19 protein-coding genes are annotated in these 19810 nt (G+C 62.8%); 14 read left to right on the plus strand and 5 right to left on the minus strand.

Annotation, left to right across the window (positions count from 1 at the left end; genetic code table 11):
* The 12 genes from AC3WVQ_RS00200 (at position 1) to trmB (ending at position 11758) form a co-directional block, all read left to right on the plus strand.
* Positions 1–567: a NifU family protein gene (locus AC3WVQ_RS00200; protein ID WP_034797411.1), complete on the plus strand. Its 567-nt coding sequence runs from the start codon at positions 1–3 to the stop codon at positions 565–567.
* Between the two features lie 101 nt (positions 568–668).
* A complete protein-coding gene (tsaB, locus tag AC3WVQ_RS00205; RefSeq protein ID WP_034797409.1) occupies positions 669–1328 on the plus strand; it encodes a tRNA (adenosine(37)-N6)-threonylcarbamoyltransferase complex dimerization subunit type 1 TsaB in 660 nt (219 codons plus the stop codon).
* Positions 1329–1334: 6 nt separating this feature from the next.
* The gene (locus AC3WVQ_RS00210; RefSeq protein ID WP_043615664.1) at positions 1335–1832 is read left to right on the plus strand and encodes a GNAT family N-acetyltransferase; all 498 of its coding nucleotides are present in this window, start codon (positions 1335–1337) and stop codon (positions 1830–1832) included.
* Positions 1833–1986: 154 nt separating this feature from the next.
* Positions 1987–2778: a lyso-ornithine lipid O-acyltransferase gene (gene olsA / locus AC3WVQ_RS00215; RefSeq protein WP_090295103.1), complete on the plus strand. Its 792-nt coding sequence runs from the start codon at positions 1987–1989 to the stop codon at positions 2776–2778.
* A gap of 71 nt (positions 2779–2849) precedes the next feature.
* Positions 2850–4250, plus strand: a complete 1401-nt coding sequence (gene miaB / locus AC3WVQ_RS00220; RefSeq protein WP_034797403.1) for a tRNA (N6-isopentenyl adenosine(37)-C2)-methylthiotransferase MiaB — start codon at positions 2850–2852, stop codon at positions 4248–4250.
* 27 nt (positions 4251–4277) lie between these two features.
* Entirely contained in the window at positions 4278–5333 is a 1056-nt protein-coding gene (locus AC3WVQ_RS00225) for a PhoH family protein (protein WP_034797402.1), read from the plus strand.
* Positions 5334–5351: 18 nt separating this feature from the next.
* Positions 5352–5858 (plus strand): rRNA maturation RNase YbeY, encoded by a 507-nt coding sequence (gene ybeY / locus AC3WVQ_RS00230; RefSeq protein WP_060519781.1) that lies wholly within the window; start codon positions 5352–5354, stop codon positions 5856–5858.
* Between the two features lie 12 nt (positions 5859–5870).
* Positions 5871–7031, plus strand: a complete 1161-nt coding sequence (locus AC3WVQ_RS00235; protein ID WP_090295101.1) for a hemolysin family protein — start codon at positions 5871–5873, stop codon at positions 7029–7031.
* Positions 7032–7259: 228 nt separating this feature from the next.
* A complete protein-coding gene (gene lnt / locus AC3WVQ_RS00240; protein WP_060519783.1) occupies positions 7260–8855 on the plus strand; it encodes an apolipoprotein N-acyltransferase in 1596 nt (531 codons plus the stop codon).
* Between the two features lie 146 nt (positions 8856–9001).
* Positions 9002–9421, plus strand: coding sequence for a helix-turn-helix domain-containing protein (locus tag AC3WVQ_RS00245; RefSeq protein WP_034797393.1), 420 nt, complete (start codon positions 9002–9004; stop codon positions 9419–9421).
* A 203-nt stretch (positions 9422–9624) separates the two neighbouring features.
* Positions 9625–10893, plus strand: a complete 1269-nt coding sequence (gene metK / locus AC3WVQ_RS00250; protein WP_034797391.1) for a methionine adenosyltransferase — start codon at positions 9625–9627, stop codon at positions 10891–10893.
* A 166-nt stretch (positions 10894–11059) separates the two neighbouring features.
* Positions 11060–11758, plus strand: coding sequence for a tRNA (guanine(46)-N(7))-methyltransferase TrmB (gene trmB / locus AC3WVQ_RS00255; protein WP_034797389.1), 699 nt, complete (start codon positions 11060–11062; stop codon positions 11756–11758).
* Positions 11759–12085: 327 nt separating this feature from the next.
* Here trmB and AC3WVQ_RS00260 read toward each other — a convergent pair whose 3' ends face one another.
* Together AC3WVQ_RS00260 and AC3WVQ_RS00265 are read right to left on the minus strand one after the other, a co-directional pair.
* Entirely contained in the window at positions 12086–12343 is a 258-nt protein-coding gene (locus AC3WVQ_RS00260; protein ID WP_034797387.1) for a BQ00720 family protein, read from the minus strand.
* Between the two features lie 47 nt (positions 12344–12390).
* Positions 12391–12822 (minus strand): Hsp20 family protein, encoded by a 432-nt coding sequence (locus AC3WVQ_RS00265; protein WP_034797386.1) that lies wholly within the window; start codon positions 12820–12822, stop codon positions 12391–12393.
* 240 nt (positions 12823–13062) lie between these two features.
* Here AC3WVQ_RS00265 and AC3WVQ_RS00270 point away from each other — a divergent pair, with 240 nt between their 5' ends.
* Entirely contained in the window at positions 13063–14007 is a 945-nt protein-coding gene (locus AC3WVQ_RS00270; RefSeq protein WP_060519791.1) for a nucleoside hydrolase, read from the plus strand.
* 75 nt (positions 14008–14082) lie between these two features.
* On the opposite strand, the gene AC3WVQ_RS00275 is transcribed toward AC3WVQ_RS00270, so the two are convergent.
* The 3 genes from AC3WVQ_RS00275 to AC3WVQ_RS00285 all read right to left on the minus strand — a co-directional run bounded on the left by AC3WVQ_RS00275 (position 14083) and on the right by AC3WVQ_RS00285 (position 18992).
* Positions 14083–16488: a methyl-accepting chemotaxis protein gene (locus tag AC3WVQ_RS00275; RefSeq protein ID WP_110818539.1), complete on the minus strand. Its 2406-nt coding sequence runs from the start codon at positions 16486–16488 to the stop codon at positions 14083–14085.
* 358 nt (positions 16489–16846) lie between these two features.
* On the minus strand, positions 16847–17746 hold the full coding sequence (locus tag AC3WVQ_RS00280) for a ribokinase (RefSeq protein WP_090295098.1): 900 nt from the start codon (positions 17744–17746) through the stop codon (positions 16847–16849).
* Positions 17747–17798: 52 nt separating this feature from the next.
* Positions 17799–18992, minus strand: a complete 1194-nt coding sequence (locus AC3WVQ_RS00285; RefSeq protein ID WP_090295096.1) for a DNA recombination protein RmuC — start codon at positions 18990–18992, stop codon at positions 17799–17801.
* A gap of 151 nt (positions 18993–19143) precedes the next feature.
* On the opposite strand from AC3WVQ_RS00285, the gene def reads away from it, so the two are divergent.
* The gene (def, locus tag AC3WVQ_RS00290) at positions 19144–19668 is read left to right on the plus strand and encodes a peptide deformylase (RefSeq protein WP_034797616.1); all 525 of its coding nucleotides are present in this window, start codon (positions 19144–19146) and stop codon (positions 19666–19668) included.
* The last annotated feature ends 142 nt before the right edge of the window (positions 19669–19810 follow it).

Consider the following 19810-nt stretch of genomic DNA (forward strand, 5'->3'; position numbering starts at 1 on the left):
ATGTTCATTCAGACCGAAGCCACGCCGAATCCGGCGACGCTGAAGTTTTTGCCGGGCAAGGTCGTCCTGGAAAACGGCACGGCCGAGTTCCGCGACGAGGAAGAAGCACGCGCCGGCTCGCCGCTCGCGGCACGGCTGTTTTCGATCCCCGGCGTCACCGGCGTCTATTTCGGCTACGATTTCATTACCGTCAGCAAGGAAGGCCAGGAATGGCAGCACCTGAAGCCGGCGATCCTCGGTTCGATCATGGAGCACTTCATGTCGGGCCAGGCGATCATGGCTGGCAGCGGCCGCGCCGAGCAGTCCGACGAGGAAGACGAGTTCTTCGACGAGGGTGACGAAACGATCGTCGCCACGATCAAGGAACTGTTGGAAACCCGCGTACGTCCGGCCGTCGCCCAGGATGGCGGTGACATCACCTTCCGCGGCTTCAAGGATGGGACTGTGTTCCTCAACATGAAGGGCGCCTGCTCCGGTTGCCCGTCGTCCACCGCGACGCTGAAGCATGGCGTGCAGAACCTGCTGCGCCACTTCGTTCCCGAGGTGGAGGCCGTCGAGGCCGTCTGATATAGCGCGCGCCTGTCCGGCGCGCCGGTTTCGCGTATCGATTTTGCCGCAAAGCCCGATCGGCTTTGCGGCTTGTGGCGTCTGAAAGATCCTGCGTTGAAATGATTGTACTTGCGCTCGACACGTCCGGTTCCGGTTGCTCCGTTGCCGTCTATGACAGCGAAACGGAAGCCGTGCTCGGGCGTTCCGGGGCCGATCTCGGCAAGGGACACGCCGAGCGGCTGATGGAGTTCGTCGACGAGGCATTGGCTGCGTCCGGCCGGTCGCTTGACGCTATCGACCGCATCGCCGTCACTGTCGGCCCGGGATCCTTCACCGGCATTCGCGTCGGCGTAGCGGCCGCTCGCGGCCTGGCGCTTGCGCTCGGCAAACCCGCCGTCGGCGTCTCGACACTTGCGGTCGTGGCCGAGGGGCTGCGCCGGACGGCCGCCGGAAAGCCCGTCCTTGTCGCCATCGACGCCAAGCGGGACGAGGTCTATCTCCAGGCTTTCGATGCGACCGGTAGCGCCACGGGTGAGCCCGAAGCACTCTCCGTCGGAAGTGCGCGCGAACGATTTGCCGGTTTCGACGGCGTCATAGGCGGCTCCGGCGCGCATCTCGTCGCTGCCGATCTACCGCTCAAGCCTTCAGAACTCATCGATGTCGCCGCCGTCGCCAAACTTGGTGCCGCTGCCGATCCAGCCTCGGCCAAGCCGCGTCCGTTATATCTCCGAGGCCCCGACGCCAAGCCGCAGGCGGGCTTCGCGATTGCCCGAGCATAGACCGAGATGAGCTTCACCGATTACTTCACCCGCCGCACCGAGTTCGACATCTTCCCCTTGGAGGAAGCGGACCTGATTGCCGCGGCGGCGCTGCACCGTCAGCGTTTCGCGTCCCCGTGGAGCGATGGCGAAATCCATGCGCTTCTGGTGCAGGAGACGGTGTTCGGCTTTGTCGCCCGGCAGACCAATGGCAGCTTTCGCCCGGCCTTCGGTGGGTTTGTCCTGTCGCGTGCCGTTGCCGGCGAGGCGGAAATCCTGACGATCGGCGTCGAGCCGCGTTATGCGCGCTCCGGTCTCGGCTGGCGGTTGATGCAGGCGGCGATGCGCGAGGCGCTGGTCAAGGGCTCCGAGGCCCTGTTCCTCGAAGTCGACGAGACCAACCAGCCCGCAATCGGGCTTTACCGTAAGCTCGGCTTCAACAAGGTCGGCGAACGCCGCGCCTATTACCAGGACAAGGCCGGCCAGCGGACCGCCGCGCTTGTCATGCGCCTCGATCTTCGCTAGTCCCGACACGGACAGGGGCAGGATGAGGAAGGCCAAGGCGGTCTTCCGCCCGCATCCGGCATTACCCTATTAGAACAGGTCACGATGATCGCGCCGCGGTTCGGCTCCAGATCATCGCGATTCTCAAGGTCTCGCGCAGGAAAACTCTTCCCGGATGGTCAATTGGCTACGGATCGCGATCTTCGCAGCGCTTCTGGCGCTGGTTTCGCTCGTGCTGATGCCGATTCAGGTCGTCTGCCTCTGGCTCGATCTGAAACCCCGGCGCCGTCTGCCGCGATATTGGCACCGGCTCGCCTGTTATCTTCTCGGCATAAAGGTGCGCGTCCACGGCATGGCGGATCGCCGCTGGCCGCTTTTGATCTGCGCCAACCACGCCTCCTGGAAGGACATTCTGGTGCTCTCCTCGGTTGCCGACGTCGTCTTCGTCGCCAAGTCCGAGGTGAAGGGCTGGCCGTTCTTCGGCGTGCTTGCCCGGCTGCAGGCGTCGATCTTCGTCGAGCGCGAGCAGAAGCGCTCGACCGGCAAGCAGGTGAGCGAAATCGGCGAGCGCATGGCGGCCGGTGAAATCGTCGTGCTCTTTCCCGAGGGAACGACCTCCGACGGCAACCGTCTGCTGGAGATCAAGACCTCGCTTTTCGGTGCGGCCGCTTCCGCCGTGCCGCATTCGCCGACCGGTCTCGTGCATGTGCAGCCGGTCGCGATCTCCTATACCGGTATCCATGGCATGCCGATGGGCCGCTTCAACCGGCCGATCGCCGCCTGGCCGGGCGACACCGAACTGGTGCCGCATTTGCTCGGCATCCTGCGTGAGGGCGCGATCGAAGTGGACGTCGATTTTGGTGAGGCCATCGATTACGACCGCCATACCAATCGCAAGGAGGTGAGCCGTACGGTCGAGCAGCGCATCCGCAGCATGCTGTCGGATCGTCTGCGCGGGCGGGCTTGAAACGCCCCGGGCAAGGACCGCTGCGCCGAAAATACTTCAACTTCCGACCGCTTTGCACTAAAGAACCCGGCATGACCCAGGAAACCGCCCTTCTGTCGACGACGCCCGCCACGGGCGACGAGCGCGCCCCGGCCCGCAAGGTCTTCGTCAAGACCTACGGCTGCCAGATGAACGTCTACGATTCCGACCGCATGACGGACGCCCTGTCGCGCGACGGCTACGTCTCGACCGATGTGCTGGAAGACGCAGACTTCGTCCTGCTCAACACCTGTCACATTCGCGAGAAGGCGGCAGAGAAGGTGTATTCCGAACTCGGCCGCCTGCGCGATCTGAAGAAGGAAAGGGCCAAGGAAGGCCGCGAGATGGTGATCGGCGTTGCCGGTTGCGTCGCGCAGGCCGAAGGCAACGAGATCCTGCGGCGCGCACCGGCCGTCGACCTGGTGATCGGCCCGACCACCTATCACCGGCTGCCCGAGGCGCTGAAGCGCGCCCGCAGCGGCGAGCGTGTCGTGCAGACGGAGTATGCCGTCGAAGACAAGTTCGAACACCTGCCGGCACCCGACAAGGCAAAGACCCGCATGCGCGGCGTTACCGCGTTCCTGACGGTTCAGGAAGGCTGCGACAAGTTCTGCACCTTCTGTGTCGTGCCCTACACGCGCGGCTCCGAGGTTTCCCGCCCCGTCGCCCAGATCGTCTCGGAGGCGGAAAAGCTGGTCGAGGGCGGCGTGCGCGAGATCACCCTGCTCGGTCAGAACGTCAACGCCTGGCACGGCGTCGGGCCCGATGGCCGCGAATGGGGCCTTGGCGACCTGCTTTCGCGTCTTGGCGAGATCGGGGGTCTTGCCCGGCTGCGTTACACCACCAGCCACCCGCGCGACATGGACGACAGCCTGATCGAGGCGCATCGCTCGATGGTAAAGCTGATGCCCTACCTGCACTTGCCGGTGCAGTCCGGCTCCGACCGTATCCTGAAGGCGATGAACCGCAGGCATACGGCGGCGGAATATCTGGCGCTGATCGCGCGCATCCGCGCCGTCCAGCCGGACCTCGCATTGTCGGGCGATTTCATCGTCGGCTTCCCCGGCGAGACCGATGAAGACTTCGAGGACACCATGCGCCTCGTCGAGGCCGTGGGTTATGCACAGGCATTTTCATTCAAATATTCGACCCGTCCCGGCACGCCGGGCGCCGAGCTCGGCGACCAGGTTCCCGAGGACGTGAAAGCCAAGCGCTTGGAAAAATTGCAGGCTTTGCTGTTTTCCCAGCAGCGCGCCTTTGCCGAGTCCTGCGTCGGCCGCGAAATCGACCTGCTTTTGGAGAAGGAAGGGCGCATGCCCGGCCAGCTCGTCGGGCGTTCGCCGTGGCTGCAGCCGGTGAATGTTGATGCAAAAGCATCGCAAATCGGTGACATTATCAAGGTGCGAATCATCAAGGCCGGGCCGAACAGCCTGTTTGCAGAGATGATCGGGTAAGGACCGAAAACAAGGAGCCTGAACCGCTTGAACGGACACGAATTGATCTCTTCATCCACGCGCCAGTCGAAAACAACTGCGACAGACGCCAATCACTTCGTGCTGACCTTCGAGAACAATCGGTTCGCCAGCGAGCTCTTCGGCCAGTTCGATCAGAACTTGAAGCTTCTCGAAGAGCGCCTGCGCATCGACGCTCGGCCGCGCGGCAATTCCGTCGCGATCTCGGGTGACGTCGTCGCCACCAACCAGGCCCGCCGTGCTCTCGATTATCTCTACGGGCGGTTGCAGGGCGGCGCGTCGATCGATACGTCTGATGTCGAGGGTGCGATCCGTATGGCGGTTGCCGCCGACGATCAGCTACAATTGCCGACCATGGAGCGTAAAGCCAAATTGACAATGGCGCAGATTTCAACGCGCAAGAAGACGATCGCCGCGCGCACGCCAACGCAGGATGCCTATATCCGAGCGCTCGAGCGGTCCGAGCTCGTCTTCGGCGTAGGCCCCGCGGGTACCGGCAAGACCTATCTTGCCGTCGCCCACGCCGCACAGCTGCTTGAGCGCGGCGCCGTCGATCGTATCGTGCTCTCTCGCCCTGCCGTCGAGGCGGGCGAGCGCCTGGGCTTCCTGCCGGGCGACATGAAGGAGAAGGTCGATCCCTATCTTCGGCCGCTCTACGACGCGCTCTATGACATGATGCCGGGCGACAAGGTCGAACGCGCGATCACCGCCGGGGTCATTGAAATCGCGCCGCTCGCCTTCATGCGCGGCCGTACGCTCGCCAATGCTGCCGTCATCCTCGACGAGGCACAGAACACCACATCGATGCAGATGAAGATGTTCCTGACCCGTCTTGGCGAAAACGGCCGGATGATCGTCACCGGCGATCCGAGCCAGGTGGACCTGCCGCGCGGCGTTAAATCGGGCCTGGTCGAGGCCCTGCAGATCCTGAGAGGGGTCGAGGGCGTCTCGGTCGTCCGCTTCAAGGATGTCGATGTCGTTCGCCATCCGATGGTGGCGCGCATCGTCAAGGCCTACGAATCCCATACGGCCGTGCACGACGAAAGCGAGCAGGGCGACCGCTGACAGGCGGTCGCTGCGATCATGACGGCTTTGGATATCCAGATCAGCGTGGAAGAGGGCAACTGGCCGGACGAAGAGGCGTTGCTCGCCTTCTCGTCGCCCGTGCTCGAAGCGGCGGCAGCCTTTCTCGCAAGCGAAGAAAAGCAGCCGTTGCCGAAGATGCCGCCGGAGCTCTCGCTCGTCTTCACCGACGATGCCTCCATGCGCGCGATAAACGCCGAGTGGCGCAACCAGGACAAGCCGACCAACGTTCTGTCCTTCCCGGCCTTTCCCGTGACGCCCGGATCGATGCCCGGACCGATGCTCGGCGACATCATCGTTGCCCGCGAAACCCTTGAGCGCGAGGCGGTGGAGCTCGAGAAGTCCTTCGATCAGCATCTGACGCATCTTCTCGTGCATGGATTCCTGCATCTTTTCGGCTATGATCATATGGAAGATGATGAAGCCGAAAGAATGGAAAGCCTGGAGACTCGCATTTTGGCGCGTCTTGGCTTATCTGACCCCTACGGGGATCGTACCCCGGATTAACAGTTTGGACCGATGAGCGATTATAAAACACAGCCTGTCGCGCTGGCGACCGAGGAGGCAGATGCCTCCGGAGAGGCGGAGGCGGGCAGTAGTAGCACCGCCACTCGACACGAGGGCACGAAATCCACTTCCACCTTCTGGAGCCGGGCCGCGCGCCTTTTGCGCGGCGCAAGTCCATCGAGCCTGCGCGAGGATCTTGCTGACGCGCTGCAGACCGATGCCGACAGCAACACGGTCTTTTCGCCCGGCGAACGGGCGATGCTCAACAACATCCTGCGTTTCCGCGAGGTCCGGGTCGAGGACGTCATGGTCCCGCGCGCCGACATCGAGGCGGTCGACCAGAGCATCACCATCGGCGAGCTGATGGTGATCTTCGAGGAATCCGGCCGCTCGCGCATGCCGGTCTATAGCGACGGGCTCGATGACCCTCGCGGCATGGTCCACATTCGCGACCTGCTGTCCTACGTCACCAAACAGGCCCGCAATCGCCGGCGTAACGGCAAGGCCCAGGCGTCGACGACGGCTGCGTCCGAAAAGACGCCGCGCTCGCCCAAGGCAAGTTTCGACCTTTCACGTGTCGATCTCGGCAAGTCGTTGGAAGAGGCGGGCATCGTCCGCCAGCTTCTCTTCGTGCCGCCCTCTATGCTGGCCTCCGACTTGATGCAGCGCATGCAGGCGGCCCGTATCCAGATGGCGCTTGTCATCGACGAATATGGCGGAACCGATGGCCTCGTCTCGCTCGAAGACATCGTCGAGATGGTCGTCGGCGACATCGAGGATGAGCACGACGATGACGAAGTCATGTTCGCGCGCACTTCGGACGATGTCTTTATCGCCGACGCTCGTGTCGAGCTGGAAGAGATCGCCGCGGCGATCGGTCCCGACTTCGACGTGCGCGAACAGCTCGAAGACGTCGACACCCTCGGCGGCCTGATCTTCGCTTCACTGGGCCGCATTCCCGTACGCGGCGAGGTCGTTCAGGCGATCCCGGGCTTCGAGTTCCAGATCCTCGACGCCGACCCGCGCCGCGTGAAGCGCGTCCGCATCATGCGCAAGCGCCCGCCCGCCCGCCGCCGCGTCCTGCGACCGGAAGGCGAGACGATTGCGGAGGCCGGTGCGCTCAATCGCGCCAACGGTGCAGCCGCCCCCGAGGCAGCGGCCGACGAACAGTAATTGTCCGGTTCCCGCGCGTTTCTGCGCGCGCGGGAAGTCCCCCCCCCCCTTTGACGTCTCCCGAGGCTGTGTCGTAAACACCGACCAAGGGCCGGAACCGTCGTCTCGCCCCCTAATCCAGCCCCGAAAGGGGACAAGCAGCCGGTTTTTTGGAAGACTGGCCCCGATTGATTCGGGTGTTGTTTCGCTCCTTCGCCGTGGCAGGCTGCGGGATCGACTGGAGGCTGTATGGCAAGATTGGCTGGCAGGGTGATGCTACTTTCCGGGTTCCCCCGGGCTTTGCTTGCTTTCTTCGCGGGGCTGCTCGCGGTTCTGGCCCAGCCGCCCTTCGGCATCTTCGCCTTTGCTTTCGTCGCTTTCCCGATTCTCGTCTGGCTGCTCGACGGTGCGACCGGAAGTCCGGACGGTGGCTTCATCCGCCGGCTCTGGCCGGCTGCGGTTGTCGGCTGGTGGTTCGGCTTCGGTTACTTCCTCGGTGGTCTCTGGTGGCTCGGCAATGCGCTGCTCGTCGAGGCCGACGAGTTCGCCTGGGCGCTGCCGCTCGCCGTCGTGGGCCTGCCGGCCTTTCTCGCGCTGTTCTATGCGCTGGCGACGCTGATCGCCCGCCTTTTCTGGTCCGACGGCGTCGGGCGCATCGCCGCACTCGCCCTGGGCTTCGGGCTTGCCGAATGGTTGCGCAGCTTCCTCTTTACCGGCTTTCCCTGGAATGCGATCGGCTATGCGGCCATGCCGATGCCGCTGATGATGCAGTCGGCAAGCGTCATCAATCTCGCGACCGTCAACATGCTCGCCGTCTTCGTCTTTGCCGCTCCCGCCCTGATCGCGACGGGCCGCGGGAGCCGGATCGGGCTCACGATCGCCGTCGTGCTTTTTGCCGGCCATGTGGGCTTCGGCTTCTATCGCCTGGCGCAGCCGGCGCCGGCCTCGCCCGAGCCGCCGCTGACCGTGCGCCTCGTCCAGCCGGTGATCGACCAGGCAAAGAAGCTCGATGACGGCGAGCGTGCCGCGGTGTTCGAGGAGCATCTGGCTTTGACTGCCGTGGCTCCGGAGAAAGACGGCAAGCGGCCGGATATCGTCGTCTGGCCCGAGACGTCGATCCCTTTCATCCTCACCGACAATCCGGACGCACTGGCGCGTATCGCCGAGGTGCTTGATGACGACCAGATCCTGATTGCCGGCGCGGTGCGCGTAGAGGATGCCGGCGCCGGTCTGCCGCCCCGCTACTACAACTCGATCTACATGATCGACGGTCGGGGCCAGATCATCGGCGCTGCCGACAAGGTGCATCTGGTGCCTTTCGGCGAATATCTTCCCTTCGAGGATCTGTTGTCTTCCTGGGGCCTGAGTTCGGTCGCCGCGTCGATGCCCGGTGGCTTCACAGCGGCCAAGAACCGTTCGTTGCTGACGCTGCCCAGCGGCCGCACGCTCTATCCGCTCGTTTGCTACGAGGCGATCTTCCCGGACGAGATCGATGGGGCCGCGCGCCGGGCCGATGTGCTTCTCAATGTTACCAACGACGCCTGGTTCGGAGATACGCCAGGCCCGCGCCAGCATTTCCATCAGGCACAATTAAGGGCCGTTGAAACCGGCACCCCCCTTGTCCGAGCGGCAAACAGCGGTATATCAGCAATTGTTGATGCACGTGGGGTTTTAATGGTAGGATTATCCTACAATTATAGGGGAGTGGTCGACACACTTCTGCCGGGAAGGATGCCTACCCCGTTGGACGACGCTATGCGAAGCCGCGTTTTCTGGCTGGGTGCGATCTTCCTCCTTCTGGTTGCAGTGTTTTCGCGTGTTGGTTTTAATATTAGGAAGAATTGACCTAAAACCCCTAAAATTGCATAGTGGTCCGCACCATCGTCCTTGTTGTGCTGGCTCTGTCCTTATCACCCTGGCGGTCGCTTCGGTGAGCGTAGGTCTCATGCTGGGCGATGGATAAACGAAACAGCGTGTTTGGGAACGCAGATATGATCGAAAACAAGAAGAAGCCGAACCCGATCGACATTCATGTCGGAAGTCGGATTCGTCTTCGCCGTACGATGCTTGGCATGAGCCAAGAGAAGCTCGGCGAAAGTCTGGGGATCACTTTCCAGCAGATCCAGAAGTACGAGAAGGGCACGAACCGCGTCGGCGCCAGCCGGTTGCAGAACATTTCAGGCATCCTGAACGTTCCGGTTTCCTTCTTCTTCGAAGATGCCCCGGGCGATAACGCTGCCGGTCAGTCCGGCATGGCAGAAGCTTCCAGCTCGAACTACGTCGTCGATTTCCTGTCGTCCTCCGAGGGGCTGCAGCTCAACCGCGCTTTCGTCAAGATCACCGACCCGAAGGTTCGCCGTCGGCTCGTCGATCTCGTCAAGGCACTCGCTGCGGAAGCAGAAAGCGAATAGTTCCAACGTTCCCCGTCGGGACTTGAAAAACAAAGCGGCCATTTGTGCCGCTTTTTTCTTGCGCACCTTTCCCTCCGGTGCACCAAAGTGATTGGCCGCAATGGCGATATAAAGATATATTTATGTCGTTGTGTGCTTGTTTTTCGGTCGCAAAACCACTAACACCGTGCCAGCGCTTTTTCTTCATTGAGGGGACTTCCCGCATGCGTGCAAACTACCTGTTCACGAGTGAATCCGTAGCCGAAGGTCATCCGGACAAGGTGTGTGACCGTATCTCCGACGAGATCGTGGACCTGGTCTACCGCGAAGCGGCCAAGACCGGTGTCGATCCCTGGGGCGTGCGTATCGCCTGCGAGACGCTGGCGACCACCAACCGTGTCGTGATTGCCGGCGAAGTGCGCCTGCCGCCGAGCCTTCTCAAGAAGGACAAGGACGGCAACGACGTCATCAACCCCTCGAAGTTCAAGTCCGCCGCCCGCAAGGCGATCCGCGAGATCGGCTATGAGCAGGACGGCTTCCACTGGAAGACCGCGAAGATCGACGTGCTCCTGCACTTCCAGTCCGCTCACATCGCTCAGGGCGTCGACAGCGCTGCCGACAAGCAGGGCGAAGAAGGTGCCGGCGACCAGGGCATCATGTTCGGCTACGCCTGCCGCGAGACCGCCGAGCTGATGCCGGCGCCGATCTACTATTCGCACCGCATCCTCAACCTGCTCGCCGCTGCCCGCAAGAAGGGCGAGGGCGAAGTCGCCAAGCTCGGCCCTGACGCCAAGAGCCAGGTCACCGTACGCTACGTCGACGGCAAGCCGGCGGAAGTCACCTCGATCGTTCTGTCGACGCAGCACCTCGATGACACCTGGGATTCGGTCAAGGTTCGCTCGGTTGTCGAGCCCTATATCCGCGAAGCCCTCGACGATCTGAAGATCGCCGACGACTGCACCTGGTACATCAACCCGACCGGCAAGTTCGTCATCGGCGGCCCGGATGGCGATGCTGGCCTCACCGGCCGCAAGATCATCGTCGACACCTATGGCGGTGCCGCACCGCACGGCGGCGGCGCCTTCTCGGGCAAGGACACGACCAAGGTCGACCGTTCGGCCGCCTATGCTGCCCGTTACCTGGCAAAGAACGTCGTTGCCGCCGGCCTGTCCGACCGTTGCACGATCCAGCTGTCCTACGCCATCGGCGTCGCCCAGCCGCTGTCGATCTATGTCGACCTGCACGGCACCGGCAAGGTTTCGGAAGACCAGGTCGAGGATGCGATCCGCAAGACGATGGACCTGTCGCCGACCGGCATCCGCCGTCATCTCGACCTCAACAAGCCGATCTATGCCAAGACGTCTGCCTATGGCCACTTCGGCCGCAAGGCTGGCCGCGACGGTTCCTTCTCCTGGGAGAAGCTCGACCTCGTGAAGCCGCTGAAGGCTGCGATCGAGCAGAGCGGCGCCGTCAACGGCCGCGCTGCCGCCTAACAGGCGATGGGGCGCGGCGTGACGCCGCGCATTGAAGATAGCGCAACGTCCTGCTATCAGGCGTTTGCGAAAATCAAGGCGGGCGCTCCGACAAGGAGCGCCCGCTTCGTTCATTTTGATTTTGGGTTGGCCTGATCCAGATCGGTATGACCAAGGGAAAGACGACATGACCGAACCGCGCCGCGCCAGAGCAACCGAGGCCTTTTTCGGCCGCCGCAAGGGCAAGCCGTTGCGCGAGCGGCAGGCGGCGCATCTGGAAACCGTGTTGCCGACCCTGAAGCTCGACCTTTCGAGCCCGCCTCCGGCGGACCTGAAGACCCTCTATCCGCAGGGCGTGGACCGCATGCGCCTCGAAATCGGTTTCGGCGGCGGCGAGCACCTGATCCACCGTGCGGCCGAAGCGCCGTCGACCGGCTTCATCGGCGTCGAACCCTTCGTCAATTCTATGGCCAAGCTCGTCGGTCATATCGAGGAGCGCGGCGTCAGCAACGTCAGGCTCTATGACGACGATGCCACCCAGGTCCTCGATTGGCTGCCGGCCGCGTCGATCGACCAGATCGACCTGCTCTATCCGGACCCGTGGCCGAAGCGCAAACACTGGAAGCGCCGTTTCGTCTCCAAGGTCAATCTCGATCGCTTCGCCCGCGTGCTGAAGCCCGGCGGCGTGTTCTGCTTCGCCTCGGATATCGATACCTATGTCAACTGGACGCTGTTGCACTGCCGCGATCACGCAGCCTTCGAGTGGACGGCAGAGACGGCTTCCGATTGGCTGACGCCCTATGAGGGATGGCCGAGCACGCGCTACGAGGCCAAGGCACGCAGGGAAGGGCGAAGCTCCGCCTATCTCACCTTCCGGCGCGTCTAAAGCAATTCCAGGAAAAGTGCGAAGCGGTTTTCCGTCCGGAATTGCGGACTGGAAGATCAATTCCAGGAAAAGTGCGAAGCGGTTTTCTGTCCGGAATTGCGGACTGGAAGAATTCCAGGAAAAGTGCGAAGCGGTTTTCCGTCCGGAATTGCGGACTAGCAGATCAATTCCAGGAAAAGTGCGAAGCGGTTTTCCGTCCGGAATTGCGGACTGGAAGATCAATTCCAGGAAAAGTGCGGAGCGGTTTTCCGCTCGCGCTTGCGTCGCTCTCGAGAGCGACGGCTTCCATTCAAGCGTCCGATTGCCGTCTCCACCGACGGCAGCCTGTCAGTGCAGGGTGACCGTCTTCAGATCGTCCTCGGCCGCCTTGAAGAAGGTGCTGGAACGGTTGTCTGTCAGAAGGATCGGCGTACCGTCGGCACCGAAGAGCGCCCAGAGATCGATACCCGGTCCCATCTCCGGCGCTTCCGGGAAGCAGCGCGAGACTTCTTCCGAGCGCATTTTCCGGATGTAGCCGATTTCGCCTTCGCCGAGATGTGCGAGGTCGTTCTTCGACAGCGACGAGCTGATGTCTTTCAGTCCCATGGTGACACTCCGTGGTCGCCGGTGAGGGGAGAATCCCGCCGGTTATCCTACTCTGGGACTGAAATGTTAATTTTCTTTACCATACGAACCGGTTCGGGACGAACGAGGTCGACGGAGAGCAGGCCGTTGCGCAGTTCCGCGCCCAGAACCTTCATGCCGTCGGCGAGCACGAAAGTGCGTTGAAACTGGCGTGCCGCAATGCCGCGGTGCAGGTAATCGCGGTCGCCGTTGTCGATCTGCCGGCCGCGGATGACGAGCTGGTTCTCTTCGGTGGTGACTTCGAGGTCTTCTTCGGAAAAGCCTGCCACGGCGAGCGTGATGCGCAACCGTTCCGGTTCGTCGGTCGAGGCATCGCCGCGAACGCGTTCTATGTTGTAGGGCGGGTATCCGTCGTTGCCCTTGGCGATCCGCTCAAGGGTCTTTTCCATCGTATCGAAACCCAGCAGAAGCGGGCTCGTAAAAGGGGTAATACGGCTCATTCTTCAAGTCCTTGCGAGATCAAGCGACCGTTGTTCGGACCTGCCTTGCAGCATCCTTTCCGCAATATGGTAGCTGTGCGCAATGAGTGCAAGCCGCTTGCCTCCGGCGTGCACGCAAATCATAGTCCGCTCTCGCAGAATCCGGGAATGGGACAAAGGAACGCCAGGGCGTTTACTCCCGTCCGGCCCAATGCAACGTATCGATCGCGCCGAACAACGTGGTCCAGGGAGGACGAGAAAGTGCCCGTGCCGAGAAAGATAATCATAGACACCGACCCCGGGCAGGACGATGCCGCCGCCATCATGCTCGCCTTCGGCAGTCCGGAAGAGATCGACCTGCTCGGCATCACCGCGGTCGCCGGCAACGTGCCGCTGGCACTGACGGCCCGCAATGCGCGCATCCTGTGCGAGCTCTGCGACCGGCCGAAGGTTCGGGTGTTCTCGGGCGCCGACAAGCCGATTGCTCGCCCGCTGGTGACCGCCGAGCACGTGCACGGCAAGACCGGCCTCGACGGCCCAGAGCTTACCGAGCCGACAATGAAGCTCGAGGAGCAGCATGCGGTCGACTTCATCGTCGAGACGTTGCGAAAGGAGCCAGAGGGCACCGTGACGCTCTGCACGCTCGGCCCGCTCACCAACATCGCGCTGGCCCTGCAGAAGGCGCCTGACATTGCGCAGCGGGTCAAGGAACTGGTGATGATGGGTGGCGGCTTCTTCGAAGGCGGCAACATCACGCCCGCCGCCGAATTCAACGTCTACGTCGATCCCGAGGCAGCCGACATCGTCTTCCGTTCGGGCATTCCGATCGTGATGATGCCGCTCGATGTCACCCACCGGGTGCTGACCCACAAGGCGCGCGTCCAGAAGATCCGCGACATCGGCAGCCGCCCGGCGATCGCCATGGCCGAGATGCTCGAATTCTTCGAGCGCTTCGATATCGAGAAGTACGGCACCGATGGCGGCCCGCTGCACGATCCGACGGTCATTGCCTATCTGTTGCGCCCCGAGCTTTTCACCGGCCGCGATTGCAACGTCGAGATCGAGACCAAGTCGGAGCTGACGGCCGGCATGACCGTCGTCGACTGGTGGCAGGTCACCGGCCGGCCGCACAACGCCAAGGTCATGCGCTTCGTCGACGACCAGGGCTTCTTCGACCTTTTGACCGAGCGGCTGGCTCGCATCTGAGCCTCGGCTCAATCATCGTAGTCCAAACAAAAACGGCGCCCCGAGAGGCGCCGTTTTCTTTTGTCGTTCCGTTGATCAGAACTCTTCCCAGTTGTCCTGGGCAAGCGCGTTGGCGCCGGAGGTCTGGGTCAGCACCCGCTGCGTCGAAGCCGAGTAATTGCTTCGCGATGGGTTCGCCGCCGGAGCGGGCCGCGCCTCGCGGGCGGGGGCCGGGACCGGAGCGGGGCGTTCGGCCGCGCGCATGCGCTCGGCCGTGCCACGCAGCATAGCCGCCGAGGACGGTTGGGCCGATGCGGTCGCCTGCGCGACCCGGAAGCGGGCCACGAGCGTGTTGAGCGTTCGGGCTTCTTCGTTGAGCGCCATGCCGGCCGCGGTCGTTTCCTCGACCATCGCGGCGTTCTGCTGGGTTACCTGGTCCATCTGGTTGACGGCAGAGTTGATCTCCTTCAGGCCGACGGCCTGTTCCGAAGCGGAGCTGGAGATCTGGCGGATGAGGCCGTTGATCTGCACGACCTGCTCGGCGATCTTTTCGAGCGCGCCACCGGCCTTGCCGACGAGATCAACACCTTCGCGCACCTGGCCGGCCGAGGTGTTGATCAATGTCTTGATCTCCTTGGCGGCATTGGCAGAGCGCTGGGCGAGTTCGCGCACTTCCTGGGCGACGACGGCAAAACCCTTGCCGGCCTCACCTGCACGCGCTGCTTCGACACCGGCGTTCAGCGCCAGAAGGTTGGTCTGGAAGGCGATTTCGTCGATGACGCCGATGATGCGGCTGACTTCGTGCGAGGACTGCTCGATGCCCTTCATCGCGGCAATCGCCTTCTGCACCACTTCGCCCGACTGTCCGGCATCGCTGCTGGCCACATCCACCGATTTGGCGGCGACCTTGGCGTTTTCGGCGCTGGCGTTGACCTGCGAGGTCAGCTCGTCAAGAGCCGCTGCTGTCTCTTCCAGGCTTGCAGCCTGCTGTTCGGTCCGGTGCGACAGGTCGTTGGCGGCGCTGCTGATTTCGCTGGTACCGTTGCCGATGTTGACGACCGAATGGTTGACGGTGCGGATCGTCTCTTCGAGGCTTTCCATCGCCGCGTTGAAGTCACGCTTGAGCTGCGCGTATTCGCCCGGGAAATCGTCGGTGATGCGGAATGCGAGATCGCCGGACGACAGATGCGAGAGACCCTTGCCGAGGCGGGCGACGATGTCGCGCTGAAGCGCGCTCGATTCTGCACGCTCGGTTTCCGAGCGGCCGCGTTCGCGCTCGGCCTGTTCGCGCTCATGGCGGGCTTCGCCTTCGAGGCGCTTGGTGTCGGCAAGCTGATGGCGGAAGCCTTCGAGCGCCTTGGCGACTTCACCGGTTTCGTCGGAACGATCCTGGCCGGCGATCGCCTTGGTGTAGTCACCGTGGCTGAGGTCGTTCACGTCCTTGACGAGGCTTGCCAGCGGCTTCTGCACGAAACCACGAACCGCGAGATAGAGACCGAGCAACACAGCGCCGAGCACGACGAGGCCGCCGACGATCATCATGTAGGTCTGATCCTTGACCGGCGCATTGATCGCGGTACGCGGCACGTCGACGAGCACGACCCAGCTGGTGTTCACGCCCGAGAGAGTGAACGGATAGACGAGACGGTCGAAGGGCTCGTTGCCGTCATAGGAGAGGTTGGAGATGATGCCCGGCTTGCCGGAGGCGAGCGCGTTCTTGACGACCTCGTTGCCTTCGCCGTCATACTCCTTGAGCAGAAGGTCCGGGATCGGCGCGACCAGCCATTTGCCGGTCTGCGACAGCAGGTAGACGCGGCCGGTGTCGAAGGGCTTCAGCTTCGAGAGGCCATCGCCGAGCGAGGCGAGCGAAATGTCGACGCCGGTGACGCCGAGAAGCTTGCCGCCGGACATGACCGGGTAGGCGATCGAACTCATCGCGGTCGGAACGTCGGTGTCCTGCGCGGTGTAGGGCTGGGTGATTGCACCCTTGCCGCTTTTTGCAGCGAGTTTGTACCACTCGGCCGCATAGTCAGCGCCGAAAGTGGAGTACTGGATTTCGTTGGTGCGGCTCTTCGACCAATAGGGCGTGAAGATGCCCTTGTCGTTACCGCCCAGTTCCTTGTTGTTGACGAGGTCTTCCTGGCGACCATCGAAAGCCTTGGGTTCTTCCGCGAACCAGCTGCCGAAGGCGAACGGGTTCTGCTCGAGGTTTGCCCTGAGGATGTTGATCACCCCGGTGCGCTCCAGCGACTTTTCGGCGTGTGCGCGGCCGAGGATGCCCGCCATCGAGCGGGCAGCACTTGCAAGCTCGCCGATGTCGCCGGCAATGTCGGAGGCTATCGCGCGGGCTTCGCCGCCAGCCTGTTCGAGGACCAGCGTTTCGACGCGGTCCTGGGTCTGGGATATGAGAACGAAATTCGAGGCAAGCAGGACAAGTGCGATCGTGCCGCCTGTCACCGCGATCAGTTTGGTCGCCAGCGATTTGGCTTGGAACTTGAACATGAAATCCTCACGTGCTGGGAGGTTCGCAGGTTTTCACCTGCGGTGGACGCATTTCGCAATGGGGGTGAACTCCATCATGGAGCGTCAGATGCCGACCGGCATGTTGGAGACGACCAGGCGCTTCGGCCGGTTTTCTCACGGTCCTGAATAGACTGGAGATTCTTAAGATAGGGCCAACACGGACGCTGTTTTACGCATCGCTTGCATAAAATTGCACGCAAAGTTTTATGTCCGCGACATCGGCTGTCCGGATTGCGCAAGCGGCCGTCGGGAGGGTGAAATCTATGCGGGCCAGGGCCTGGGAAAAATGAGACGGGCGACTTCGCCCGTCTCAAGTGCGTGCTTTTTCGCGCAGGATTTAGAGACGCGAGGCCACGTCCGCAGCAAGCGGGATCGAGGGCTGGGCGCCGCTCTTCAGGCAGGCGAGAGAGCCGGCGACTGCTGCGCGGCGCAGAGCGTCGGGGAAGGCGATGCCGGCATCGAGGCTGGCTGCGAGATATCCGCAGAAGGTGTCGCCGGCGCCGACGGTATCGACCGGCTCGATCTTCAGGCCCTTGGCGCGCTGGATCTCGCCTTCATGTACGGCCACCACGCCTTCGGCGCCAAGCGTGACGATGACCGTCTGGCCGGTCTCCGCGTGCAGCGCCTTCATCGCTTCTTCGCGCTCAGTACTCCCGATACCGCTCTTGCCGGCCAGCAGTTCGAATTCGGTTTCGTTGGCAATGACGATATCGGCGAGGCGGCCGAGGCGGGCTGCCTCCGGTGTCAGCGGCGCGATGTTGATGACCGAACGCACGCCCTTCTGTTTGGCGGCGGTGAGCGCCTTCTCGACCGAGGCGGCCGGAATTTCGAGCTGCAGCATCAAGGTATCGCTGGGCTTCATGCCGTCGACGGCCTTCACCGCATCGGCTTCATCGACCGTCGCATTGGCGCTGGCGACGACGACGATGACATTTTCGCCGTCGCCGCCGACGAGGATATGGGCGGTGCCGGTCGGCTCGCTGACCGTCTTGGTCAACGACAGGTCGGTGCCCGCACCCTTCAACAGCTCGAGCGCGCCGTCAGCAAAGCTGTCCTTTCCTACTGCGCCTGCCATCTGCACCGTCGCGCCGGCACGCCGTGCGGCCAGCGCCTGGTTTGCGCCCTTGCCGCCGGCGGCGGTTGAGAAGCTGGTGCCGGCGACGGTTTCGCCGGGCTTCGGAAGGCGTGCGGTGGTGGCGATCAGATCCATGTTGATGGACCCAAAAACAGTAATCATGTGAAACTATCCTGTCGGCTTTGCGAATTGGGCCGGAGAGTGCCCGACAGCCTCAGTCCTCGTCAACCACCCGCAGGCGCAATTGCCCGACCCGATTGTCGACCGCGGCACGTGGTTCGTCCGCGTCCCGTGTGCCGCCTTCCGCTTGCAGCTCTAGGGCCTCGATCTTGGCCCCGCGGCGGGTGAGCTTGCTGGAGGAAACGAGGATGTCCTCGACATCCTTCTGGCTCATGGCGAAATGGCCCTGCAGCTTGCGCACGCGCTCGTCGAGACGGCCGAGATCCTCCATCAGCCGCGCGACTTCGCCCTGGATCAGGTGCGCCTGCTCGCGCATGCGCGCATCCTTGAGGATTGCCTGGATCACCTGGATCGACAACAGCAGCAGGGAGGGCGAGACGATGACGATCCGCTGGCGATGCGCCTTCTGCACGATCGCTTCGAAATGCTCGTGGATCTCCGCAAAGATCGATTCCGAGGGTACGAAGAGGAAGGCGGTGTCCTGCGTCTCGCCCGGGATCAGATACTTGCCGGCGATGTCGCGCACGTGCGTTTCCATGTCGCGGCGAAAGAGTTGGGCGATCTGCAGGCGCCGCTCCGGGGTCGGAGCATCCCGCATCGCGTTCCAGGCTTCGAGCGGAAATTTGGCGTCGATGACCAGCGGCGGCTGGCCGTTCGGCATGCGGATGGTGCAGTCGGGCCGCGCCCCGTTCGACAGCGTCGCCTGGAATTCGAAGGCACCCATCGGCAGCCCGTCGGCGATAATCGCTTCCATGCGCGACTGGCCGAAGGCGCCGCGCGTCTGCTTGTTCGATAGAATCGCCTGAAGTCCGGCCATGTCTTTGGCGAGCGACTGGATGTTGTTCTGGGCCGTGTCGATGACCGCGAGGCGCTCCTGCAGCCGGCGTAGGTTCTCGTGTGTCGCCTTGGTCTGCTCGCTGATCGAGGCGCCGATGCGATGGGTCATGCCGTCGATGCGCTGGCTGAGTGTCTGGTTGAGCTCCGCCTGCCGGGCGCCGAACACCTCGGCCATGGCCGCGACCCGCCCTTGCATCTCCGTCTGTGCTGCCAGCAGCATTGCCATCTGTTCCTGCCGCTCGTCGTCGCGGGGATTGCGCCGGCGCGAGAGCGCCATCAGGCCGGCAACAGCCAGCACAAGGCCGGCGGCAATCGCCAGATGGCCCAGGGTAATCGGCAGGGTGCCGATGAAAAACAACGGCTGGGCGAAGGGAAGGGGCGCGGGTTCCATGCGCCAAACCTAACAGATTCTCTCGCGAAGTGTAGATCAAAACGAGAACATGTGTGCGCGGCGGTTAACGCCCGACGAGGGACGAGCGGGTGCCGCAGGTGGCAAGGCAATTTCCTTGCGCGTCGATGGAAAGATCGGCTATGGGAGCATCATGACCATCAAGCCGCTTATCATCCTTCCCGATCCTGTGCTTCGCCAGGTTTCAACGCCGATCGAAACCGTCGACGCGGACGTCCGCCGTCTGGCCGATGACATGCTCGAAACCATGTACGATGCCCCCGGCATCGGCCTTGCCGCGATCCAGATCGGTGTCGCCAGGCGCATGCTGGTGCTCGACGTTTCGAAAGAGGGCGACGAGAAGACGCCGCTTGTCTTCATCAACCCCGAGATCGTCGCTTCGTCCGACACCTATTCGGTTTACGAGGAAGGCTGCCTGTCGATCCCGGACTACTACGCCGAGGTCGAGCGCCCCGCCGTCATCACCGTCAAGCACCTCGACCGCGACGGCAAGGAACAGACGATCGAGGCCGAAGGCCTGCTCGCCACCTGCCTGCAGCACGAGATCGACCACCTGAACGGCGTGTTGTTCATCGACCACATCTCCAAGCTCAAGCGCGACATGGTGATCCGCAAGTTCACCAAGGCTGCCAAGACGCGCGGCGCAAAGGCGATCTGAGCCTTCAATCGCGGAAGATCACGCGAAATTTTGAAGGCGGGAACCCATTGAACATTCCAGGAAGAGCGTGAAACGGCTTTCCTGGAATTGTCCTGTTTTTAGAGAATGAGATCATTTCGCCGTTTCCCCGCATGAAGTGATC

The sequence above is a fragment of the Ensifer sp. EB106-05-01-XG146 genome, assembly GCF_058791875.1.